Source organism: Desulfosporosinus meridiei DSM 13257 (genome assembly GCF_000231385.2).
Lineage (GTDB): Bacteria > Bacillota > Desulfitobacteriia > Desulfitobacteriales > Desulfitobacteriaceae > Desulfosporosinus > Desulfosporosinus meridiei.
This window is the reverse complement of record NC_018515.1, coordinates 185,200-207,853: the sequence shown is the minus strand read 5'-3', so window position 1 is coordinate 207,853 and position 22,654 is coordinate 185,200. Positions and strand designations below refer to the sequence as shown.

Sequence of the window (22,654 nt, the reverse complement as noted above, 5' to 3'; positions counted from 1 at the left end):
TCATTATAGAATACCTTCACGTTGTCAAAAATCACCAATCGTTAATAATAACAAATTGGTGATTTTATTCAGCTTTCTGTCATCACTAAAATGATATGCTTAAATATAACTCTTAGCTTATGGACTATTATAGTCTATTTTTTGAGCCTGCGCTAGTCATTATCCTAATATTTTGATCATTATAAAATGGGTGCGCCAATAGGCCTTCCCACCCCCTGCCAGTTGAGATAATCACATAAAGCCAAAAAATCTTCATATTTGGTAATTCGGGCCAAATTCCTTAAATCCAAAATAAGTCCTGATCTGGAATGTCTGATAAATTCCAAATCCCACAATTCGGTCTCTTCAAACAACCCAACCTGCCAATTATAAATGCAGGGAACAAACTCCCCCCAATTTTGCTGAAAATATTTTACCTTGGCATAGCAAAGTTTATAAATATAAAAAATCATACCCAAGGGAGATGCCTTTCTGGCAAATTTGTGACTAAAGTACTCCTGAATGGGTTGATGTTCATAATATCGCTCCCAATACAGTCTAGTGTTGCTTCTTAGTTGGTACTTATCTAGTATTTTACACTTTTCCCTTCCCAGCTCTTGTCTCAAAGAAGCGTCTCTAAACTCAGGCGCAGAGGTCTTCAATAATTCATAGTTCAATCTAATTCCCCCTTAGACTAGCTTCACTGTGTTGACTTGTCAGGGATATCGAAATTATTATTTACTTATGTATCTGCATAACATATTAATTATATACTTGGGCCACTTGGTTTTTCAACGCTCTTGTGGAATAAAAGCCCTGGTAATTATAGCCACAGGATGACAACTATAGGGGCGCAGGGCATACTGGATCCACCCGGACATCCGGGCCTTAGAAATGCCCGTTGCAAGGAGATTGCCAACGGGCATAAAGCAAGGAAAGATTATCGACCTCAGCTAAGACAAAAGAAACCAGACCGATACGGCCTGGTAAAGCGAAACACACTACTTCTTTAAAATCTCATGCCCCAACACGTTACTCATGAGTAAAAAATCTTTCTTCATCTTCAGTACTTTGAAATACTGTTTCAGTCTTAACTCTATCCTTCATCTTTAAATCCATAATAACCTCATAAAGAGTATTTTTCTCAATAATCTCTACATTCTTGAATTTTGAAATATCCCGCATAGAGTTTTTAGCAATATAAGCTCGCTTAAACCCCATTCTGTCAATCTCCCGAATTCTAGCCTCAATAGCAGGTACCTTTTTTAGTTCTCCGGTAAGTCCTACATCTGCTACAAATACTGTATCATTGGGGATTGCCCGCTCTTTGACAGAAGAAACAATGCACATGATAATTGCCAGACTGACAGATTGTTCTTTAAGCTGGAGACCTCCTGTGGTTTTAATAACTACATTTTTATCGTAGAGACTGATTCTGCCTCTTTGCTCCAAGATGGAAATCAAGGTGTTTAACTGATCTCTTCTCAAGCACTCTGCTATTCTCGACGGATAGGGGGTAAAGGATTTGGAGACAAGGCTTTCCACTTCAACAATAATTGGCCGCGTCCCCTCTTTGATTACCGTCAAAGCACATCCCGAAACGGTTTGCCCTTCTCCTCTTTGAGTCATAAAGAACTCTGAAGGATTATCAATGGATTGCATCCCTTCTTCTGTCATTGAAAAAAAGCCTATTTCTCCTGTACTTCCAAATCGATTCTTCGAACACCAAGCTCCCCGTAATTCTTCCCCATTTTCACCGTTTAGAATCAAGACAGCATCTACCAAATGTTCCAGAGCACGAAGTCCGGCAATTTCATCATCCTTCGTCATTTGCCCAACCATGATTACTGCTCTGGGCCGATTGTTGTTCTTTGCGATTTTCAGGAGTTCGTTGGCACACTCCATTGTCTGAATAGGTGAACCCGGGCGGGAATTGTGCTCTTCCAAGGAAAAGGTCTGTATACTGTCAATAATAATTAAATCCGGATCAAGCTCCTCAATTGAAGCTAAAACGTGGTTCATGCTCGTATCAGATAATACCCAGATGCTACTCCTAGCGCCATTGAGAATTCTATCAGAACGATTTTTGATTTGACTATCACTTTCTTCGGCTGAAGCATACAAGACTCTATAACCCTTATTAGCAACATCATCAGCGACTTGTAACAGCAACGTCGACTTTCCTGCGCCGGGTCTAGCAGTCAAGATAATGATCGAATCCTTAACAATGCCACCACCCAGTACTCGGTTGAATTCACTGATACCGGTTACAATTCTATCGCTATTACCCGCCAAGACCTCGAACAACCTCTTCGGCGAAGACTTTCTCTGACTTTGGGGGGGCATAGTTTTAGGCTGACTTACTGTCTCCTCTAAAGTATTCCATTCTTCACACTTTGGACACTTTCCTAACCATCTAAGGCTTTCGGAGCCGCAATTTGAACACCGATAAATAACTTTAATCTTCATCGAACGCCTCATTTCTGGAAGACGATTTCTGTATGCCTTGAATTAATTATACTCTTTATTCCTACATTATAAAGGCAGAATAAAAGGAGCAACATTCGCATTGCTCCTTTTATGTCGTTCGTTATTATTCTCTGGAATTAGCGAGCATTAACCTTGGGAAAATTTCATTTTTCCCTCTTCTGCTTCAACAATAATTCGGTCTCCGGCTTTAAAGACCCCTTCAAGTATTTTTTCAGAAAGTGCATCTTCAATTAATCTTTGAATTGCTCTGCGCAAAGGCCGCGCTCCAAAAATGGGATCATTACCCTCTTTGGCAATTAGTTCAATGGCACTCTGCTCGACCTGTAGTTCCAAGCCATTCTCACTCAAGCGCTTATTGACTTGGCGCGTTAAGATGTCAGCAATCTTCAGTAGGTGTTCATCTTGGAGGGAATGGAAGACTACTATCTCGTCAATCCGATTTAAAAACTCCGGGCGGAAGGAGCGCTTTAATTCTTCCATTACATGTCCGCGCATATTTTTATAATCAGTCTTTTCATCTTTTTTAGGTGCGAAGCCCATTGCTTCTTTTTTCAGGAAGGAAGAGCCGACATTAGAAGTCATGATGATTACAGTATTTCTAAAGTCAACGGTTCTTCCTTTGGTATCTGTTAAGCGTCCATCTTCTAGGACTTGGAGTAAGATATTGAATGCTTCAGGATGGGCTTTTTCGATTTCATCAAGCAAGACAACACTATAGGGTTTACGTCTTACCGCCTCTGTGAGCTGCCCTCCTTCATCATGTCCAACGTATCCCGGAGGTGCTCCCACAAGGCGAGAAACCGCGTGTTTTTCCATATACTCTGACATGTCAATACGGATAAGAGCTTTCTCGTCTCCAAACATCCCCTCAGCTAAAGCTCGCCCCAGCTCAGTTTTTCCGACACCTGTTGGCCCAAGGAATATAAAGGAGCCGATAGGTCTCTTAGGATCTTTTAAGCCCGCCCTCGCTCTGCGAACAGCTCGAGCTACTGCCGTGACTGCATCTTCCTGTCCAATGAGTCTTTGGTGCAAAAGATCTTCAAGATGCAGAAGACGTTCACTTTCTTCTTCAGCAAGTTTCTTGACCGGAATCCCCGTCCAACTGGCAACAATCTGAGCAATATCATCCCCTGTAACCATTGCGTTTTCTTTATAGCGCTGATGCTCCCAAGCCCCACGCTGCTCAGCTAATTCAGCTCGTAATTTTTGCTCCTGATCACGTAATCCCGCAGCCTTCTCGAACTCCTGACTAGAAACAGCCGCTTCTTTCTCTTTCTTTAAACGTTCCGCTTCTTCCTCAAGTAATTTCAGATCAGGTGGTGCCGTAAAACTAGCCAGTCGAACCCGGGAAGCTGCTTCATCCATTAAATCAATTGCTTTATCAGGCAGAAAGCGATCCGAGATATAGCGATCGGATAAACGGGCAGCAGCTTCAATGGATTCATCAGTGATTTTCACCCGATGATGAGCCTCATAGCGATCTCTTAAGCCGCGCAGTATGATAATGGCTTCCTCTACCGTCGGCTCACCCACTGAAATAGGCTGGAAGCGACGCTCTAAAGCAGAATCCTTCTCAATATATTTCCGATATTCCTCAAGAGTGGTAGCTCCAATGCACTGTAATTCACCTCTAGCTAAAGCAGGCTTTAAGATATTGGCAGCGTCAATTGCGCCTTCAGCAGCACCGGCCCCTATCAAGGTATGCAATTCATCGATGAACAAAATGATGTTTCCGTCGGCCCGAATCTCTTCCATAACTTTCTTAAGCCGCTCCTCAAATTCACCGCGATATTTACTTCCGGCGACCATGGCTGACAAGTCTAAGGTAATGACTCGCTTATTTACTAAAATTTCGGGAACTCGATTATTAACAATCCCTTGAGCTAACCCTTCGGCAATAGCGGTTTTTCCCACGCCCGGCTCCCCAATTAAAGCCGGATTATTTTTGGTGCGCCGACTCAAGACCTGTATGACTCGCTCTATTTCCTTTTCCCTTCCGATTACAGGATCCAAACGTCCTTCCCGGGCTTGTAAAGTCAGATCTCTTCCAAACTCATTTAAGGCTGGCGTAGTCACTGAGCCGGCATTTTTGGAAGCCGGAACTGAGTTGGAAACCGGTATGGCAGCTTCATCAAACTCTCCACCCAGTAATTTGGCAACTTGTTTCCATACCCTTTCAGGACTTACATTAAGATTTGCTAAGATACGAGCAGCAATTCCCTCTCCTTCCATGATGAGACCCAAAAGTAAGTGCTCAGTTCCTATATAATTAACTTCTTGGCGATGAGCTTCCTCATTAGCCAATTCTAAGACTCTTTTTACCCGAGGAGTGAAACCAACCTCCCCTTTAATTGCCTGACCAACTCCCGTGATTTGTTCAATCTGACTTAGTATCTTTGCAAGATCTAAGTTCATTCCCGTTAGAGCTTGGGCAGCAATACCTTCTCCTTCTTGAATAAGTCCCAATAAAACGTGCTCAGTCCCTACAACTTGATGCCCCATTCTTTTGGCTTCTTCTTGGGCAATCGCTAATACCTTTTGTGCTCGTTCAGTATAACGTCCCTTCATTATCTTTCATCCTTTCTGTCCTTTGCCTATACTTCTATGATTTCATTTATTCAGATGTCTAAACCTGTCTACGCGATCCGTTCTCGTACCAAACGTGCCCGTTCCTGATCCCGCAGACCGGGATCAAGTTCTCGATCAAGGATATACTGTAAGCACCCCGGGCGGGTATCAACAATTAAGGTTGCAAAACAATCTTTAGTTTTAGGCAATAAACCCATGTCTGTACCTAAGCGATCATGGGATAAAAGATGCATTGCATCTTCAGAGGAGAGCAATCGAGCGTTCTGCAAAGTTCCCCTGGCTCTCCAGACCTTATCTTCTAACAGCATTGGAGTTTGTCGGCGAAGAAGATCTCTCGCCTGTAGTTCATGCTCAACAATCTGTCCGGTTACCGCATCCAAATGAGAGAGAATGTCTTCTTCACTTTTGCCGAGAGTAATTTGGTTCGAGATTTGATAGATGTGCCCAAAGGCTTGTGACCCCTCACCATATAACCCACGTACAGCAAGCCCCAAACGAGTCACTGCACCTAAAACCTGTTGAACTTGTTTTGTGATAACAAGTCCCGGCAAATGAACCATAACCGAAGCTCTTAACCCTGTCCCTACATTAGTAGGACAAGAGGTTAGATATCCTTGACTCTCTCTATAAGCAAAATCAAGCTTTGCTTCTAATAAATCATCGAGACCTGTTGCTAAACGATGAGATTCCAGAAGTTGATTTCCTGGCAAAAGCACTTGAATTCGCAGATGATCTTCCTCATTGACCATTACCGCATAGCGATGATCAGGAGCCAAGGCTACACCCCTAGCCCCAGTGGCCCCTCCCAGACTTGGACTAATCAGATGTTTTTCGATAAGAACTTGTTGTTCAATAGTATTCAGTTCTGTTAAAGGTATATAAATCAGATCAACATTATTACCCTCATTATCCGTCAACACCTTGGCAACTGTTTTTTCAACCTGAGCAGCCCCTTCTGAATTAAGCCCATGGGGAAAAGGGAAATCCTCAAGGTTACGTGCTAACCTCACCCGGCTGCTTATAACAACCGGAGAATCGGTTTCACTCATCCAGGCGCTATGCTGCAACAATAATTCCTTACGAATCACTTTTTTCCCCTCCTTTTGATTGCTCAAATTCGCGGATCTGATCTCTTACTACAGCAGCCTCCTCAAAGGCTTCTTGTTGAATCAAGGCTTGGAGTTTTTCTTTAAGTTTTCGTTGTTCCAGGCGATTTCTCAGATCTGCTCCCCGTCTTGCCGGAATCTTTCCGACATTTTGACCACCGCCATGAACTCTCCTCAACAATGGTTCAAGCTGCTTTTCAAAGGTTTCATAACAGGTACTGCAGCCAAGTTTTCCGACTTGCGTAACTTGGGAAAAGCTGATTCCACATTTAGGGCAGGTCATCTCTGCCGGTTGGTCTTTTGTAGGGGCATTAAAGCCAAAGAGTGCCTGTAAGAACTCGGGAACTATGGCTGGGTGAAAGACAAAACTTACCTCTTGGGTATTTTTGGCACACGCCTCGCAAAGATGAACTTCCCGAGTTTTTCCATTCTCTGTTATGAAAAATTGCATAATAGCTTCTTTTTGTTTACAATGCTGACAAAGCATTTCAAAACCCCCTTTTAGACTAAATCATCTCGACTCAGTGTTGTTAAAATATCTTTCATTAGAGATGCACGCAATGTGTCCCAGTCTCTAAATTCTCCTGCTAAATTGTTTCCTGAAAGGATGCTCTTAATCAAGGCCGCTTCCCGAATTGTCACCAACTCCTCATCCAAGAGCCTGTTAACCAAAGCATTTGATCGATCACGAGAGAGGTGTTCTCCAATCAATTGGCGCATAACCTGCTGATACTGTCCCTCAATTCCGAGACCCAGGCGAATAATCCTCAGATACCCCCCGCCCCCCCGCCGACTTTCCACCAGGTAGCCACGTTCAACTGTAAATCGAGTATCTAATACGTAGTTAATCTGAGATGGGACACATTCAAACTCTCCTGCAAGTTCGCTTCTTTGTAACACAATGTAACCTTCTGTCGTCTTCTCTAAAATCTGCTTTAGGTATTCTTCAATGCGATCCGCCAGGTTTCCCATTGCTTATGTCTCCTTGTCAGTTAGTATTTTTTAGATTATTGACCTTTCCTGACCTTCTATTAATATGATACCGAAATTCTATTAAATTTGCAAAGATTTTTACAAAAAAAATAAGAAGGCACTAATAATTTATACTAGCCCTTCCTCACGAACAATATGCAAGGGGTTACCCTACTTCGAGAACAAAACAAAGTAAAACCATGAAGATATGGTTAAAACACCAACACTCCCTAAAAGCCAAATTACCGGTTGGCCTTCCAGGCGCTTAGTATAAACATCTTTCCGCGGAAAATCGTCCCAAATTTGCTCTATCTCTTTGGTATGCGATGGTTTATCTATTAAATTATCTATCGGTTTATCCGTTGATTCACCAAGCTTTCGCATCCCGGTTTTTGATGAAGTCACTCGCGGGGATATGTCATTCCATTGTAAGGTACCCTGTAGCATAAGCTGAAGTTCCCTCGAACTTAACGATACATATTTTTCTTTCATGGTTGCCTCCACTAGTCTCGGATCAAGTACTCTAAAGAATTTGTCCACGTATGCTAATTCGCGACCCACAAAAAAAATCCCTGCTGCTTAAGCAAGGACGTTTGTCCTGAAATATTTACATAATCGCCCTTTATAAGCCATTTAGCTTCATATAACCCAGCAAAGTGTTGCTAAGCTGGCATTTTTCATGTTTAGACTTCAATTAATTCTCGTGGTGTTGTAGATAAATATCGTGCGCCTAGTTCAGCTTCGATGACAACAGTATCTTCAATTCCGACAGCTCCAATGCCCGGAAAAACAAACTTAGGTTCGATTGCTACAACCATCCCCTTTTTTAAGACTATCTTTGACCCTTTACTGATGGTTGGAAGTTCATCCAGTTCTAGCCCCACTCCATGTCCAATAAAACTAACTCTGCTTGTTCCAAAACCCATAAAGTTCTCTCCATAGGGAGTATTCTCGCTAACCCACGTTAGAATTTCCTCATAGACCTCACCGGCAATCCTTTCCGGAATTAAGGCACTGCGGATTCTCTCTTCAACCTGCCGGGCAGTTTCATAGGCCATTCTAAGCTCTTGAGATAAAGGCTTCAAACTTAATATTCTAGTTTGATCAATTTGATAGCCATCGACCACCGTTACCATATCCACAACGATTGGTTCACCTATTTGAATCTCATGCAATGATGCGCCATTTGGATGAGCAACTGAAATACCTGAACCGGTTATCGGCGCATCAAAACTACTGTGTGCAGTTGAGCCTGCACCTGCGGTTATTGTTCCAACATACAACTCTGAATTAAATCCTCTCATTCGGACAAGCCCATCATGCCCTAGCGCTCTGGCTTTGCCTGCTAATAAACCTTCTAGCTCAACTTCTGTCATACCCGGCTGAAGAACTTCCTTAGCGAATTCCATGACTAATGACATGATTTGGGCACTCTCTTCCAGTCTGGCTATCTCCCAGTCTGATTTCATTGAACGCTGCAGACGGATTTCGCCGGAAATATCTACCAACGTAATCTCCGGGAAGGATTTGCGATAACGCTCAAAATTGTTTACCGGAAGAACGTCGAGTTCTAAACCCATCACTCTTGGCAAAGGAAGTCCTGCTTCTTGAATATCCTTAGGAATTTTTGATATCCCTTTGAGGGGAATCACCTGCCAGGAACTTTCTCTCTGCGCTCTCTCAAAATCGCGATAGGCCAGCACAATTGGCTTTCCCTTATCCGGGATATAAACATGTACATTTTGCGCTGTTCCACTAAAATAGAGAGTATCTGCTCTTTGCACCAAAAGCGCACCTTCGACACCTTTATTCTGGAGACTTACTTGAAAATCCGCTACTCTTTTTTGCAACTCTGTTAATGGTGTTCTCACTCATTTCCCCCCTCGTTTTTATTTAATATTCCGAAAATTTTACTACTATTATGTATATTTTCTTCTAAGATTGCAAGGTTTTTCCTTATAAAAACAAGTGCCTTAGGGCATTGAGAATTAAGAAGCAGTCTGCTTTCACTTCGATGGAAGTGGAAGAGACTGCTTTTGCTTTGCTGCTAGGTGAAATGTGGGGCTGAAAGACCAAGATTTATAAGTTTGAGCACAGCTATCCTAATATTTCTCCGGCAGTTCTTCAAAATAACCCTGAGGATGAGCACAAGCCGGACATTGACCCGGTGCCTCAGGGCCTTCATGAATATAGCCGCAGTTTGTGCATTTCCACACTGTTGGGGAATCTTTCTTGAAAATTGTCCCCTGCTCAATCCCCTTAGCATAATGATCAAACCGTGTCATATGATGCTTCTCGACTTCGGCGATTTTCTTAAAGACTGCTGATATATCAGAGAAACCTTCCTGCGCGGCGATATCGGCAAACTTTGAGTAGATTTCAGCCCACTCTTCCCTTTCTCCTGCTGCTGCAGCTTTTAAGTTTGTCAGGGTATCTTTATAAACCAACGGATAATCGGCGTCAACATGGATAATCTCTGTCTCTTCCTTTGTGTGCGCAACAAGAAGTTTATAAAAAACCTTAGCATGCTCTTTCTCATTATCTGCCGTTTCTTCAAAAACAGCTTGGATATGTTGATACCCCTCTTTCTTGGCAACTCCGGCAAAAAATGCATAACGATTACGCGCTTGTGACTCTCCCGCAAAGGCGTCGCTTAAGTTTCTAAAGGTCTTAGTTTCCGAGAATTTCATAATTCACACACTCCTTTTCGGTAGTTTCTCACACCTGACCCATTTTTTATGCTTAAAAACTTTGACTTCTGATCTATGAGGCCAGCAAATCTTGTCCTAAACCTTTGATATTTTGGTTTAAGCAGTTATGAAGGTTTCCTTATAGGAATGTCGAATTAATTATAGAAGGGAAACTATACACCTAAGGTGGTCTTACTTTTGAAATTCAAACCTGTAGATATTCCGCCCTCAGTCATGATTTTAATTATTGGCGGATTTACACAATCGGCTGGGCATTCTTTGATGTGGCCCTTAAATAGCCTCTTTATGCATTCTGTATTAAACCGTACATTAACAGAAGCCGGTACACTGCTTGCCATTCAATCAGCGGTCTCTCTGATTGGCCAAATCTTCAGTGGCTTCCTAGCGGATCGTTTTGGACCCAGACGAATTATGATTATAGGTCTCGTGGGAGCTGTTCTCTCCGTCGGTTCCATAGGGCTCCTGCCTATTTGGGAGGTTTATGTCCCTGCACTTATCTTTTTTGGCTTAGCTCAAGCCTTCATCTTCATTCCACTTAACGCCCTTATAAATTCAATCTGGCCTGAAGGAGGGCGGCGTGGATTCAATCTGCTTTATGTTTCTAATAATGCCGGAGTAGCTGTTGGTACCGCTATAGGAGGATTGATTGCCCAAGTATCATTTCGTCTTATCTTCTCACTTAATGCCCTGGCTTTCTTAATTTATCTGCTTTTAGTACTCATTGGTATTTCTAAGCAAGAAACTCATTCTAAACCGGTTCCGACTAGGTCAAAGGCTAAGAGACTATCCAGAGATAGGAGCCTTAATGTACTGTTTTCTTTAGCAGGAGGAATATTCCTAGTCTGGGGAGCCTACGTACAACTTGTGACCATCTTGCCGGTGGTAATGAACCAACGAGCTTTCTCTTTAATTTCCTACAGTATTCTTTGGACCCTAAACGGCGTTTTTATAGTCACATTACAGCCATTACTAACTTGGATTATTCATAGATGGGCCAACTCTTTCCAACGCCAGTTCTATCTAGGCAGTCTTCTTATGACCCTGGGCTATGTGATTTTTTTAGGCCAATTACCCTATATGTCTTATGTGATTGCCATGTTTATTATAACACTAGGGGAAATGCTCATTTTGCCGGCAATACCGGCAGCTGCAGCTCAAATCTCTCCGCCGGGAAAAGAAGGTGCTTATCAAGGGGTTGTGGGGGGAGCTACCTCCGGCGGGCGGATGATTGGTCCCTTACTAGGGGGGATAATGTATGATTTCGGTGGCGGCTCTAATGTCTGGATCCTTGCAATTGGCTTTATGGGTATATCTTTAATCTTATTTTTTATATATGGAAAAACACTTAAAAACTTTCTCTCTTTCCGAAATAATCAAAGCCTTAATTAGCAGTAGTTACTTTAACTAATTTTATGAACCACTACATAAGGTAAGCACACCTTACAAAAACTGATCCTTAGATTGAAAAAAGAACAAACTGTATGTCGAAAGGAACTCAGCCAATGTCATATTATACAAAACCTTATATATATTGTCCTTTATGTGCTAAACCACTTGTAAAAACTGTGATCGACAACCAGCTTCGGAGCTCCTGTTCAAACTGCTCCTATATTGATTGGGGGAATTTTTCTCTTGGAGTCGGAGGGGTACTCTGGAATAATGAAAAAGTTCTTCTTGTCCAACGCAACCATAATCCCGGTAAAGGAGTATGGACAATCCCAGGAGGATACGTTAATCAAGAAGAACCGATTGAGGTGGCAATTGAACGGGAGATCCTTGAAGAGACTGGGCTAAAGGCAAAACCTCTATCGATTATAGCCCTCCGGGATCGACCGTCGGAGAATTCCTTCGAGAAACATGATCTATACATTATCTTTTTAATGAGCTTTCAAGGCGGATCTCTTAAAGGACAGAAGGAAGAAGTCAGTAATCTCGGCTTCTTCAGCTTAGAACAATGTGCTGCTCTTCAGATTCCTCAACTAACCTTAAAGGCTATTGAGGTTTCCCTCACTGATACTAAAGGTCTTTCTGGCGCCGGCGATCTGAAGCTTCTTAGCAGTTTGTCTTCATTTTACCATTTGAGCTGATCCCCGCCCAAAATTTAGTAGTTGCTTAACCTCCTGCTGAAAGGAATCGTAAGCGAAAGGCTTTAAGAATCCCTGTCCAGTCCTTTTCCATAACTTTAAAGGTTACTCGAGTCGCCGGAACCTGAATTGATCCTAGCTGGCAAAGCCATGTATCACTGAGATCAACCTGCCAGTTGGGCCCAATAAGTGTACCTCTTTCATCTGATTTTCCTCCGATAGAAACAAAATACTCTAAGAGGTCTCTTCTTGGCATTCCTCTCATTTCCAGCGTATATTCTTTAACTTCCATAGGCTTACACTCCCTTAGGCGTATAAAAACAAGTAGTTTATTATCTATTCTTTGTACGTCCGTCAATTAAATGCCTAATAGCCGCAATTGGATGAGTATACATCATTCTTGGCCCTGAATATCGCATTATTTCTTTAATTTTGTCACGCATAAGAGGTTTATAACAATGTACCGGGCATTTAGAGCAGGTTGGCTTACTTTCTCCAAATTTGCAATGATCGAGGCGATTCATGGCATAGTCTGATAAATCCTGACAGCCCAGGCACAATTCGCCCTTAGTGTGGTGATGACTTTTGCAATACAGCTCAATCATCCTCTGCACAGTAGCTTTTTCACGATCTAACCTAATTCCTATTTAACTCATCTCCCTTCATGCTATGCATGTTATTGAGGAATTAGGGGAATCTACCTTTGATACTTATTAAAGGAGGCTGCTTATAATGGCAAAGAAGACCAATGATAAATCTCGAAAACCTGATAATACCGAGAAAATCCCTTTTCCTCATGACTCTGATAAAATTGGGAAAGACGTATCAAAAGAACGTGTTTAAACTGGCTTAATTTCCATCCAGCCCAAGCACTCCTTCAGCAAATATGAAACAAGGTCTTCAGGCGGTGTTTACACATCTACTAACTATGGTTTAAACCCTTCTGAGGATAAGCAGATATTTTCTGTAACACTGCCACTGACCTCAATTTGAGGGGAACAGATGGCAGCTTTTTTTAATTGGATTTGAACAGGTTTAGAAACTCTTTGGGAATACTAGCCTCATAACGAACCTCTTCTCCACTAATTGGGTGTTTGAAGGCTAACACCCGGGCATGAAGTCCGAGGCGCGCAATTGGCTGTTTTGTCGAACCATACTTTTTATCGCCAATTACACTATGTCCGATATCCTTCATATGAACCCGAATTTGATTTTTTCTCCCAGTTTCTAAATTTACTTCTAATAAAGAGTAATGTTTATTTTTCTTAAGGACTTTGTAATGAGTTATCGCTTTTTGTCCACCATTAGGAGTACGACTGGAGTACATGATGAAGGCTTTACTCTCCGTAAGCCAAGAAGTAATTGTGCCTTCTTCCTTGTTTACGGATCCTTCTACTACTGCAACATAAGTCCGCTCTAAGACCGTTTCCTTCCAGGACTTTTGCATCATTTGTTGTATCTTTTCACTTTTGGCAAACATCATGACTCCACTCGTCTCTCGATCAAGACGATGCAGCACAAAGATCTTATTTTTCGGATCTCTCTTCTTAACGTGGTCGCTTAAGATACTATAAGCGGTTTGTTCCTTTTCTGAATCTGTAGCAATCGAGAGGAGCCCAGCCTGTTTTTCAATGATTATTAGATATGGATCCTCATGAACAATATTTAGACCCTCAGGTTGCTTTTCTATCAACACCTTGTTCCAATTCACGACAACTTGTTGCCCTTCTTGAAGAGGATAGTCAAATTTTGATGTAATCTCAGACCCCACTGAAATCTGACGATGAGCTAGAAGAGATTTAATATCTTTGCGGCTTTTCTCAGGAAATTTCAGCATCAGAAACTTCATCAGCTCTACCGGCTCAGTCACCTCAAGACGAGTTTTCCTTTCCTTTTCAGTCATAGTATTTAGCTCCCTTATAGATATACATTTTTGCAGACTCCTTCATTTATGTATTTACTTCTCTGAAAAATCTATAGCCCTCAGAGGAAGGCCCGTAGAACCCATTTTCATCCCCATATTGTTAATCTCTCAATTTTACCAGCTATTACTGTCGACAGCAAATTCAATACCCTAGGCAAAACAAAAAGGGCCCTTGCGGGCCCTTTTTGGACTTTAAGAAAAACTCTTATTTATATTGATTAGCAAGTCTCTTCTTAAGGTTTTCAGCTACGAGTGCCGGGTCAATAGGATTTCTCGCAATTCCACTTTCGATAGCAGCTTTTGCCGTTGCGGCAGCAACAGCCGGAGCTACTTCAGGATTCAAGGTGCTAGGCATAATAAAGTTGGCATTGAGCTCTTCCGCAGAGACGCACTCAGCAATTGCTTTTGCAGCTGCAATCTTCATGGCGTCATTAATATCAGTTGCTCTGACATCGATTGCGCCACGGAACATACCAGGGAAGGCTAATACATTATTAATTTGATTTATTACATCAGAGCGACCTGTAGAAATGACAGCTGCGCCAGCCTCAAAAGCTCTTTCTATTGGCCAAATCTCAGGAATGGGGTTGGCCTGACAGAAGACAATAGGATCTTTGGCCATTGATCTGATCATTTCTTCATTAAGAACGTCTGCTGCCGATACTCCAATAAAGACATCAGCACCTACCAGCGCTCCCGCAAGGTCTCCGCTATATTTTTCTGGGTTAGTTGCTGCAGCAATTTGTTCTTTCCAAGGGTTCATACCTACTGTACGGCCTTGGTAAATTGCTCCTTTAGTATCACACATGATAACATTTTTAAGGCCAACACTCATCAATAATTTGATGATTGCTATTCCCGCCGCACCTGCACCATTGGCCACGACTTTAATATCTTCGATATTCTTGCCGACAACTTTAAGTGCATTATAGAGTCCAGCTAGAGTAACAACTGCTGTTCCGTGCTGATCATCATGGAAAATAGGTCCTTTAAAAATCCCACGGGCTTTGAGTCCCTCTTCAATTTGGAAACACTCAGGAGCTTTAATATCTTCTAAGTTGACACCTCCGAAAGTAGGTGCTGTCAATTCGACGATCTCAATTATTTTGTCAACATCTTTGGTATTAACACAAATCGGGAATGCATCCACATCACCAAAGGTTTTAAAGAGAAGAGCTTTACCCTCCATAACAGGCATAGAGGCTGCTGCACCAAGATCTCCAAGTCCTAGAATAGCCGTTCCGTTGGAGACAATGCTGACAAAGTTAGCATGATTTGTATAAATATCAAGGTTCTCAAGATCTTTTCCGATTTCTTTAACAGGCTCAGCAACTCCAGGAGAATAGGCGAGCGTCAGGTCATCTCTGTCACTAGCTGGGCATGTTACTCTTACTTCGAGTTTACCTGGTCTCGCTGCATGAAAAGCCAGGGCTTCCTCACGAAGGTTCTTAATGCGACTCATATGCATCTCCCTCTCATACCTTTTTAGTTTACGAGTAGCGGATATAACTTTTTAAGAATTGTTTGGTTACCCCCTTTAGAAAGAGGTAACCAAACAAACCATCAATTTATTACTGAGCGTTTTTAGCATCGATCTCAGCTTGAGCAGCTAAGATATCTTTAGCATTTAAGTATACTGGGGTATCAACCATTTTGCCGTTGTAAGAAACGGAAGCTTTACCTTTAGCGATACCTTCTTCTTCGAAGACTTTAACAACACCGGTAGCCCACTCAACATCAGCAGGATCTGGGGAGTACATACGGTTGGAAGGCTCAATTTGTCCTGGATGAATGATCATACGACCTTCATAACCCATTTGGCGTCCTTCAGCAACGTTTCTCTCGAAAGCTTCAATATTCTTGAAGTCAACGAAAGGAGCATCGATTGCTACAATTCTAGCAGCGCGGCAAGCAACAGCTACGTGAGCGCGGCCATATTGTTGCTCAACACCTTCGTTGGTAAGTTTAACACGCATATCACGGCAATAATCAACAGCACCGAAGATTGCATTGACGTTACGCGGGCTGGCTAAGCAGCATTCTGCAGCATTAATGATACCTTTAGCAGTTTCAAGCAACATTGAGATCTTAACCGAGCCTACTTCTAAACCACGGCGACGCTCAAGCTCTTCTAATTTCCAATCTAAGCGTTGTACATCAGCTGCGCAACCGGTTTTAGCCAAGGTTACTCCATGAAGCCCTTCATGAACAATTGCTTCTAAATCATCGTTGGTTAATTCAGTTTCCCAGTTATTAATCCGGACAAATACTTGTGCGCCACCTTGAGCAGCATATTTGAGGTTTTCTGCAACAATTTTACGAGCAGCTTCTTTTTCCGCTGGTGGAACTGAATCCTCAAGGTCTAAAGTAACAATATCAGCCGGGAATTCAGGAGCCTTAGCTACCATTTTAGGATTGTTTCCAGGAATATACATAACCGATCTCATAATTGTCATTAGAATTACCCCCTATTTTTTATTTATTATTTTCTAGGGTTCGACCCTAGGGATAGCAAGTTTAAAGAAAAATCTCTACTATTTAATTTTCTCTTTTAAGATGATGGGAATATCTGTAGGAGTTTCCGCTACAAATCCCCCGGCCTTAGTAATCGCTTCCATTTTGCTTTTAGCTGAACCGCGTCCACGCTCTACGATATTAGAAGCATGGGAGAATCTCATTCCTGCAGGAGCCCAAGCGCCAGCTACATAGATTACGAAAGGTTTTGTGAATTGCCCAGCTGCTATAACCTCGGCGCACTCTTCTTCTTGTGTGCCTCCGATTTCAGCATAGACTGCAACACCCTTGGTCTCGGGGTCTGCCTCAAATAAGGGAAGTAAATCTGCCATGGAAGTACCCAACACTGGCTCTGTGCCTGTGTGGATTACGGTACTCACTCCAAATCCTCCCTCTCTTAACAACCAAGGAATTGTCCCTGATTGGCCGCCGCTACGAGAGAATACCCCAATATTTCCGCTTTGGAAGAATTTATTGGCCCATTCTTTGTTGCCGCCCAGCCAACCTACAACAGCCTCGCCTGGGGTAATAATTCCAATTGATCCAGGCCCAAGAAGCCTTGACCCTTTAGATTTAGCGTAGGCAATCATCTCCATAATATCGTGGATAGGAGTGCCTTCAACGCAAGGAATAATATTTTTAACTCCGGCATCAACTGCTTCGAATACGGCTGTTTTCAAAATCTTCCCCGGCACAAAAATTACGCTGAAGTCAATTTCCCCTTGCTCACGGGCGATCTCTTTGACAGTGTTAAAAACCGGTATACCGTGAACTTCCTCTCCAGCTTTTCCCGGGCTGGTTCCGCCAATTACTTGGGTACCATATTCTTTCATGTACTTTGTCCGTACGGATCCTTCGCGGCCCGTAATCCCTTGGACGATGACCTTAGTACTCTTATTGATCAAAATGCCCATCTTTATCCCTCATTTAACATTTTGCTTCGTTTATATTCACAATAACAATCTACCCTATAGATCTATAACCTATTTACGTTTTGCAAGGTACTCATCCAAACCTTTAACCGGAACCTCAATGGTTATGGCATTGTTACCTTTGGTCTTACAAGCGAGTTCACATGCTAAACATTCAGTTCCCAGACGCAAAACTTCTTCCGCATCGCGATGTGCAACTGAAGCTCTACCTTTGTCGTCAATTCCAAGCAATCCTCTAGCATACTTTTTGCACGCCTCGGCACATGCTTTTGTCTCGCACGTATCACACTTGCTGGTATCGATCTTAACTGTCAGACTTTTTTCTGCGAATTCCAGCATAAGGTTCCCCTACTTTCCTTGCGATTCTTTTTCAGCTCTGTATTCTTGACTAAGAGCTAAGAGTCTTTGTCCAATGAATTTCGTATCCGTTACATACTGTTTACCATAAATCTCGATTCTCTTACCCGGACCATCTGGAGTCATAAGATCAGCGAGACCATCTCTTAAAATTTCCAGTGATTCATCTTCCCTGTTCCCGCAGAGCAGCAATACGCATGGCAGCCCTGGTTTTTGAGTCGGTAGAATCTCCCTGAGTACTTTAACGATAGCATGGGCATGATGCCATTGCTCTTGGTTGGCCATCATAAATCCGCCGAGCAGATAACCATCAATGTTGGGCTGAGAAAGAACACACTTAGCAACCCGATAAATTTTCGAACCTACTGGGTTTCCACTGGTGTCAGCATAGTTGGCTGGTTTAAGGCCTACCTGATTCAAAGCATCTAAACCCATCATTGCTGAACCACCACCAATAGGGTGATAGCCGATATAACCGGGACTTACTTCGTCATAACCCATATTCATGAGGAAGCCGGTTCCGCGGGCATCGGTTTCTTCGATGCTCCAGCCAATAAGGTCTAACTCCGTAGGCGCACCGGGCAGATCCCGGGCAATCTTGATGCCGAATTCCGGATGACGTCCAACTGAGCTGTTATCAATCTCCATTTTGCAATCGGCACAGACTAAATTACCGCTGCCTGTCATTACAAAGGGATTGATCTCCAGGGTTTGGCAATCTAACTTTTTATAGGTTTGGGATAGCTTTGATAGAAAACTGGCAAACTTACTTAGATCCTGAGCAGGAATACCTGCCCGTGCACATACATCTACTGCATCATAAGTTTGAAGTCCATTAATCGGATCAATGTTAATTTTGAAGAGCAATTCTTCGGGAACGCTTTCAATGTCCATTCCGCCCTCAGCACTAAACATTAGCATAGGAGAACGTGCTTCTCTTGCACCATTGATTACGAAGGAACAATAATACTCTTTTTGGATATCCAGTTTTTCCTCAACAAGAACTTGTAAAATAGGATTTCCTCCGATGCTTTTAGCAAGAATTTCTGCTGCAGCAGCTGCTGCCTCATCAGGAGTATTTACTAATTTAACGATTCCTGCTTTACCACGTCCGCCAGCCTGTACTTGGCCTTTGACTGCAACGGCTTTGCCTATCTCCTCGGCAATCTTCTTGGCCTCTTCCGGAGTGGACGCTACCCGACCTTGGGGTACTGGTAGTCCTGATTTTCTAAGCCATTCTTTTCCCTGGAACTCTAGAAATTTTGCCATACGTTATCACTTCCATAATGAAATTTTCGCAACTATTCAGGTTGTCTCAAGAGTTAGCCGATCTACTAGACACATGCATTTTGTATTTTGAATACACTCAAATGAAAAGAGAATGTCCCTCCCTTCCATTAAGTTTTACACAAGGTCTGAGGGGCCTTATGAGGATCCTGCTTCCCAAGCATCGTATTAATCTTAAAATAATATAACCGGAAAAACTAATACTCTTTGTTTCATATCGTGAAACTCAGTTTCATTTTCCCTTAACACCATTATCTATCTTATTTACGGATTAGTCAACCGATTATTAGCTGATTTTTCGAAAATATATTTTTTTACAGTTTAACCGTCTCTACCGGTACCGGCCCGGCAATTCCAATAAATACAAAGCGGTCTGTACCAGTATTTCTCATACCATGTGTTTGGCCAGCCTTAGCTAGGATTGCCATTCCCTTTTTGATCTTGATTTCTTGACTCTCTCCGGCAAAATAAAGGCCGGACTCTCCTTCCAGGCAAACCCATACATCATCGGCATTAGGGTGTTGATGAAGAAACACTTCTTGACCCGGCTCTAAGCACCACATAGCACCTAAAGTTTTATCCGATTGATAAACCAATACCTTTTGGGGGGCATTGGGGTCGAATTGGGCTAAATCTTTAAGGTTAAACACCCTGTTTTCCATATCTGGCCTCCATTCGCGTTCCATCGCTTTATTATAAGAATATTCAGTCATAATTTGCTTACGTTTTAGAAGTTCTCCCTTAATAAAGGGAAACTCAAATAAGACTAAGGAATCTGTCATTGCAACTATAGCGAGAAAAATATACCCTCAAAACCTTTGTCTAGTATGTCCTTCTTATTGGTTTCAATTCAGTCTCAAAGTACAGTTTCCTGTCACTCCGGCCTTGGAGGCCCTGCCCTAGGATTAATGTACACTAGGGCAAGGTCCAAACCTCTACCAATAAGTCTTCTTAATTTATTGATCGAAATTGCCTGGATACCTATAAACAGCTCGTAACTTTATAGGTCTATGATCTTCCCTGGATTAAAGCGATTGGTAGGATCAAAGCTTCTCTTAACCTTTCTAAAGGCTCCCATCGCAGCCGGTGTAAACTCCTTATCAAGATACTTCTTCTTGACGAGTCCGATTCCGTGCTCCCCACTTATAGTACCTTCCAAGTCAAGAGCCATCATACAGAGCGCCTGTTCAGCTTTATGGACGGTTTCGGTTTCTTCTTTATTCCGTTGATCGAAAAGGATTAGGGGGTGAAGATTTCCGTCACCGGCATGGGCCACAACTCCGATGGTCACGCCGAAATCTTTAGCGACTTTAAGAACTCCTCCAATAGCACTGGGGAAATTACTCCTCGGAACCGTAATATCGTTAACACCATAGGATGGTCTAACGCGAGCTACAGATCCGAAAGCACTGCGCCTTGAGGTCCAAATTTGATCCACTTCAACTGCCGATTGAGCAACTTTAAATTCTTTGGCAATTTTACCGGCGATCTCACCAATAGTCTTGACTTGTCCGTCCATATCTTCCGGATATCCGTCTACCTCAATGATAAGAACCGCTCCGGCGTCACGGGGAATCCCGGCATGGGTAAAGTCCTCAGTAGTATTAATCAACAAATTATCCATTAATTCCAGAGTCGTCGGAATAATACCGGCGGCAACGATATCGGCAACCGTTTGAGAAGCATCTTCAACCTTGTCGTAAATAGCCAGCATGGTTTTCTTGGCTCTGGGCATAGGTATGATACGAACGAAAACCTTAGTGACCAAACCCAGAATTCCTTCCGAGCCAACAATGATGCGAGTCAAATCATAACCCGGCTCACTTTGGAAATTACGCCCCCCTGTTTGAATGACTTTACCATTGGGGAGAACGACTTCCAGACCCAAGATATAATCCCGAGTAACCCCGTATTTAAAGCATTTGGGTCCACCGGAGCATTCACCGACATTTCCTCCTATGGTTGAGGCCTTAAAGGAGGATGGATCGGGAGGAAAATAGAACTTTTTCTTTTCCAGTTCAACCTGAAGGTCAAAATTGATCACTCCGGGCTCAACCACCGCAACAAAGTTTTCGGTATCTATTTCATGAATTTTAGTCATTTTAGTAAAGCTAATAACGACAGCTTCTTGAGAAGGAATTGTTCCGCCGCTCTCATTCGTGCCGGCGCCCCGGGGAACCAGTTTAATATTATGTTCATTCATCAATTTGACGATTTCCACAACCTGATCCGTTGTTGTCGGAGAAACCACTCCCAGGGCTTCTCCGGATAATAACGTGCCGTCATAGCCATAGGTCAACAGGCCAACTTTGTCCGTAACCACGTTCTTTTCTCCAACAATTTCCTTCAACCGCTTAACAACCGTTTGGCTTAACATATTCAGACCTCCTTCTTCTAAGCCTCTAGACTTACCCCAGGACTGAGGATCCCTTTGGAGTCAAATTGCTGACGCAGTTCATTGAGCAAACTTGTGGTTTGCTTCCACATTTCCGCATCATTATATACTTCAGCTTTGAGCTTATGACCCAAGAGGCCCTTCACGTTTCCACCCAGGGACATCGCCAATTTATTCACTTTCGTGGCAAAAGCAAGTTTTTCGGTTCCCTCGGGCAGAGCCAAACCAACATATCCGAGAAGCCCTTCGACAATTACGCCAGGATAGGCCCCCAGATCCCCTGTAAGAGCTTCGAGCTGAGCCAAGGCTTGGGGCATTTTCATCGGGCCAACCACAAACTCCACGGTGCGCTCAGGTTTTGCATTAAATTCGGATCGAACTTTAAGCCAACCATTAATCACTTGATCATACTCAACCTCGTCCTCAATGATTTTTACATCAAAGCCTCCGGCCAAGGTAAGAACTGAGGCAACTTCATTAGCGATGTTTTTGCCCGAGTCTTTGAATCCTTGCAAGTCAACGATCACTAGCTGCCCTTCTGTCTCGGGTTTGGCAATTTTAGCAAAGGATGCATTAATGAGATTCATCCGGGTCGGATGCACGTTCCGTTTAATCAGGGTATTAAAAGTTGCATTTGCCTTATGCAGGGATGCAAAGGTGCCAATCACTGCTTTTTTAGCTTCCGGTTGAGGTAAGAGCTTCACTAGAAGTTTGGTGAAGATTCCAAAGGTTCCTTGGCTTCCGACAGCAAAGTGGATGAAATCCAAACCGGAAACGTTCTTAATACATTTATTTCCGATCTCCAAGATTTCCCCCGTGGGGAGAACCATTTCAAATCCTAAAAGGAAGGTACGAGTCGGACCATATTCAAAGGATTTAGAATCGGAATCTCCGATTGAGAAGCAGCCTCCAATCGAACTGGTTTCAACTTCATAGGGCTCCGGAGGAAAGTTTAATCCTATTTCCGCAACTTTAAGAATAAAATCTCTATGAAGAAGTCCAGGCTCGACAATGGCTACAAGGTTCAGTTTATCCATTTCTACAATTTGGTTCATTCGGGACATAACCAGCGCGATTCCACCCGTAATCCCCTGGGTATTAACGACTGCCCCTCCTACCGCTAACTTCACATTCTGCTCATTAGCCAGTTTGACGATACTCGAAACTTCTGAAGTCTTCCCTGGTAAGACAACAACTGCAGGCTTACCTGGACCTTTTAGATATTTAGCCATTTCGGAAGAGGAATCGATGACATTGGCCTCACCGACAATCTCCTTTAACTTACTGATATTGACGTTACTCATGACTACCCGC

The 22,654-nt window shown here is 42.8% G+C and carries 22 protein-coding genes; 2 read left to right on the top strand and 20 right to left on the bottom strand.

Annotated elements, in window-relative coordinates; genetic code table 11:
* Nucleotides 1-179: 179 nt before the first annotated feature.
* From DESMER_RS01010 to rbr, 9 genes are all read right to left on the bottom strand, one after another.
* Complete coding sequence (locus DESMER_RS01010) at nucleotides 180-656, bottom strand: hypothetical protein (protein ID WP_014901204.1); 477 nt, start codon at nucleotides 654-656, stop codon at nucleotides 180-182.
* Nucleotides 657-1,011: 355 nt separating this feature from the next.
* Entirely contained in the window at nucleotides 1,012-2,448 is a 1,437-nt protein-coding gene (gene radA, locus DESMER_RS01005) for a DNA repair protein RadA (RefSeq protein ID WP_014901203.1), read from the bottom strand.
* Nucleotides 2,449-2,595: 147 nt separating this feature from the next.
* Complete coding sequence (locus tag DESMER_RS01000; RefSeq protein WP_014901202.1) at nucleotides 2,596-5,037, bottom strand: ATP-dependent Clp protease ATP-binding subunit; 2,442 nt, start codon at nucleotides 5,035-5,037, stop codon at nucleotides 2,596-2,598.
* A gap of 68 nt (nucleotides 5,038-5,105) precedes the next feature.
* Complete coding sequence (locus DESMER_RS00995; protein WP_014901201.1) at nucleotides 5,106-6,146, bottom strand: protein arginine kinase; 1,041 nt, start codon at nucleotides 6,144-6,146, stop codon at nucleotides 5,106-5,108.
* The gene (locus tag DESMER_RS00990) at nucleotides 6,136-6,651 is read right to left on the bottom strand and encodes a UvrB/UvrC motif-containing protein (RefSeq protein ID WP_014901200.1); all 516 of its coding nucleotides are present in this window, start codon (nucleotides 6,649-6,651) and stop codon (nucleotides 6,136-6,138) included. Before DESMER_RS00990 ends, DESMER_RS00995 begins: the two co-directional genes overlap by 11 nt.
* A 14-nt stretch (nucleotides 6,652-6,665) precedes the next feature.
* A complete protein-coding gene (locus DESMER_RS00985; RefSeq protein WP_014901199.1) occupies nucleotides 6,666-7,136 on the bottom strand; it encodes a CtsR family transcriptional regulator in 471 nt (156 codons plus the stop codon).
* 171 nt (nucleotides 7,137-7,307) lie between these two features.
* The gene (locus DESMER_RS00980; protein ID WP_042333234.1) at nucleotides 7,308-7,628 is read right to left on the bottom strand and encodes a hypothetical protein; all 321 of its coding nucleotides are present in this window, start codon (nucleotides 7,626-7,628) and stop codon (nucleotides 7,308-7,310) included.
* A gap of 191 nt (nucleotides 7,629-7,819) precedes the next feature.
* Nucleotides 7,820-9,007, bottom strand: a complete 1,188-nt coding sequence (locus tag DESMER_RS00975; RefSeq protein ID WP_014901197.1) for a M24 family metallopeptidase — start codon at nucleotides 9,005-9,007, stop codon at nucleotides 7,820-7,822.
* A 231-nt stretch (nucleotides 9,008-9,238) separates the two neighbouring features.
* Complete coding sequence (gene rbr / locus DESMER_RS00970; RefSeq protein ID WP_014901196.1) at nucleotides 9,239-9,826, bottom strand: rubrerythrin; 588 nt, start codon at nucleotides 9,824-9,826, stop codon at nucleotides 9,239-9,241.
* A gap of 198 nt (nucleotides 9,827-10,024) precedes the next feature.
* On the opposite strand from rbr, the gene DESMER_RS00965 reads away from it, so the two are divergent.
* Nucleotides 10,025-11,236: an MDR family MFS transporter gene (locus DESMER_RS00965; protein ID WP_014901195.1), complete on the top strand. Its 1,212-nt coding sequence runs from the start codon at nucleotides 10,025-10,027 to the stop codon at nucleotides 11,234-11,236.
* 113 nt (nucleotides 11,237-11,349) lie between these two features.
* On the top strand, nucleotides 11,350-11,934 hold the full coding sequence (locus tag DESMER_RS00960; RefSeq protein ID WP_014901194.1) for an NUDIX domain-containing protein: 585 nt from the start codon (nucleotides 11,350-11,352) through the stop codon (nucleotides 11,932-11,934).
* Between the two features lie 25 nt (nucleotides 11,935-11,959).
* Here DESMER_RS00960 and DESMER_RS00955 read toward each other — a convergent pair whose 3' ends face one another.
* From DESMER_RS00955 to DESMER_RS00910, 11 genes are all read right to left on the bottom strand, one after another.
* Entirely contained in the window at nucleotides 11,960-12,223 is a 264-nt protein-coding gene (locus DESMER_RS00955; RefSeq protein WP_014901193.1) for a MoaD-like domain-containing protein, read from the bottom strand.
* A 40-nt stretch (nucleotides 12,224-12,263) separates the two neighbouring features.
* Nucleotides 12,264-12,572, bottom strand: a complete 309-nt coding sequence (locus tag DESMER_RS22765) for a nitrous oxide-stimulated promoter family protein (protein WP_083856450.1) — start codon at nucleotides 12,570-12,572, stop codon at nucleotides 12,264-12,266.
* A 374-nt stretch (nucleotides 12,573-12,946) separates the two neighbouring features.
* Nucleotides 12,947-13,834: an RluA family pseudouridine synthase gene (locus tag DESMER_RS00950; protein ID WP_014901191.1), complete on the bottom strand. Its 888-nt coding sequence runs from the start codon at nucleotides 13,832-13,834 to the stop codon at nucleotides 12,947-12,949.
* Nucleotides 13,835-14,060: 226 nt separating this feature from the next.
* Nucleotides 14,061-15,317 (bottom strand): NAD(P)-dependent malic enzyme, encoded by a 1,257-nt coding sequence (locus DESMER_RS00945; RefSeq protein ID WP_014901190.1) that lies wholly within the window; start codon nucleotides 15,315-15,317, stop codon nucleotides 14,061-14,063.
* Nucleotides 15,318-15,426: 109 nt separating this feature from the next.
* A complete protein-coding gene (locus DESMER_RS00940; RefSeq protein ID WP_014901189.1) occupies nucleotides 15,427-16,311 on the bottom strand; it encodes an HpcH/HpaI aldolase/citrate lyase family protein in 885 nt (294 codons plus the stop codon).
* A gap of 78 nt (nucleotides 16,312-16,389) precedes the next feature.
* Nucleotides 16,390-17,283: a succinate--CoA ligase subunit alpha gene (locus DESMER_RS00935; RefSeq protein WP_014901188.1), complete on the bottom strand. Its 894-nt coding sequence runs from the start codon at nucleotides 17,281-17,283 to the stop codon at nucleotides 16,390-16,392.
* A 69-nt stretch (nucleotides 17,284-17,352) separates the two neighbouring features.
* Nucleotides 17,353-17,640: a hypothetical protein gene (locus DESMER_RS00930; protein ID WP_014901187.1), complete on the bottom strand. Its 288-nt coding sequence runs from the start codon at nucleotides 17,638-17,640 to the stop codon at nucleotides 17,353-17,355.
* A gap of 9 nt (nucleotides 17,641-17,649) precedes the next feature.
* On the bottom strand, nucleotides 17,650-18,927 hold the full coding sequence (locus DESMER_RS00925; protein WP_014901186.1) for an ATP-grasp domain-containing protein: 1,278 nt from the start codon (nucleotides 18,925-18,927) through the stop codon (nucleotides 17,650-17,652).
* Between the two features lie 332 nt (nucleotides 18,928-19,259).
* A complete protein-coding gene (locus tag DESMER_RS00920; protein ID WP_042334156.1) occupies nucleotides 19,260-19,607 on the bottom strand; it encodes a cupin domain-containing protein in 348 nt (115 codons plus the stop codon).
* A gap of 338 nt (nucleotides 19,608-19,945) precedes the next feature.
* Nucleotides 19,946-21,322: an FAD-binding oxidoreductase gene (locus tag DESMER_RS00915; protein ID WP_014901184.1), complete on the bottom strand. Its 1,377-nt coding sequence runs from the start codon at nucleotides 21,320-21,322 to the stop codon at nucleotides 19,946-19,948.
* Nucleotides 21,323-21,339: 17 nt separating this feature from the next.
* Complete coding sequence (locus tag DESMER_RS00910; RefSeq protein WP_014901183.1) at nucleotides 21,340-22,644, bottom strand: FAD-binding oxidoreductase; 1,305 nt, start codon at nucleotides 22,642-22,644, stop codon at nucleotides 21,340-21,342.
* Between the last annotated feature and the right edge of the window lie 10 nt (nucleotides 22,645-22,654).

Excerpts from the sequence above, each read along its gene's own strand:
- DESMER_RS00985 (WP_014901199.1), bottom strand. The coding sequence starts at position 7,136 with ATGGGAAACCTGGCGGATCGCATTGAAGAATACCTAAAGCAGATTTTA.
- DESMER_RS00930 (WP_014901187.1), bottom strand. The coding sequence starts at position 17,640 with ATGCTGGAATTCGCAGAAAAAAGTCTGACAGTTAAGATCGATACCAGC.
- DESMER_RS00955 (WP_014901193.1), bottom strand. The coding sequence starts at position 12,223 with ATGGAAGTTAAAGAATATACGCTGGAAATGAGAGGAATGCCAAGAAGA.
- DESMER_RS00925 (WP_014901186.1), bottom strand. The coding sequence starts at position 18,927 with ATGGCAAAATTTCTAGAGTTCCAGGGAAAAGAATGGCTTAGAAAATCA.
- DESMER_RS00945 (WP_014901190.1), bottom strand. The coding sequence starts at position 15,317 with ATGAGTCGCATTAAGAACCTTCGTGAGGAAGCCCTGGCTTTTCATGCA.
- DESMER_RS00935 (WP_014901188.1), bottom strand. The coding sequence starts at position 17,283 with ATGGGCATTTTGATCAATAAGAGTACTAAGGTCATCGTCCAAGGGATT.
- DESMER_RS00915 (WP_014901184.1), bottom strand. The coding sequence starts at position 21,322 with ATGTTAAGCCAAACGGTTGTTAAGCGGTTGAAGGAAATTGTTGGAGAA.
- radA (WP_014901203.1), bottom strand. The coding sequence starts at position 2,448 with ATGAAGATTAAAGTTATTTATCGGTGTTCAAATTGCGGCTCCGAAAGC.
- DESMER_RS00910 (WP_014901183.1), bottom strand. The coding sequence starts at position 22,644 with ATGAGTAACGTCAATATCAGTAAGTTAAAGGAGATTGTCGGTGAGGCC.
- DESMER_RS00980 (WP_042333234.1), bottom strand. The coding sequence starts at position 7,628 with ATGAAAGAAAAATATGTATCGTTAAGTTCGAGGGAACTTCAGCTTATG.
- DESMER_RS00960 (WP_014901194.1), top strand. The coding sequence starts at position 11,350 with ATGTCATATTATACAAAACCTTATATATATTGTCCTTTATGTGCTAAA.
- DESMER_RS01000 (WP_014901202.1), bottom strand. The coding sequence starts at position 5,037 with ATGAAGGGACGTTATACTGAACGAGCACAAAAGGTATTAGCGATTGCC.
- rbr (WP_014901196.1), bottom strand. The coding sequence starts at position 9,826 with ATGAAATTCTCGGAAACTAAGACCTTTAGAAACTTAAGCGACGCCTTT.
- DESMER_RS00940 (WP_014901189.1), bottom strand. The coding sequence starts at position 16,311 with ATGACAATTATGAGATCGGTTATGTATATTCCTGGAAACAATCCTAAA.
- DESMER_RS00920 (WP_042334156.1), bottom strand. The coding sequence starts at position 19,607 with ATGGAAAACAGGGTGTTTAACCTTAAAGATTTAGCCCAATTCGACCCC.
- DESMER_RS00990 (WP_014901200.1), bottom strand. The coding sequence starts at position 6,651 with ATGCTTTGTCAGCATTGTAAACAAAAAGAAGCTATTATGCAATTTTTC.
- DESMER_RS00950 (WP_014901191.1), bottom strand. The coding sequence starts at position 13,834 with ATGACTGAAAAGGAAAGGAAAACTCGTCTTGAGGTGACTGAGCCGGTA.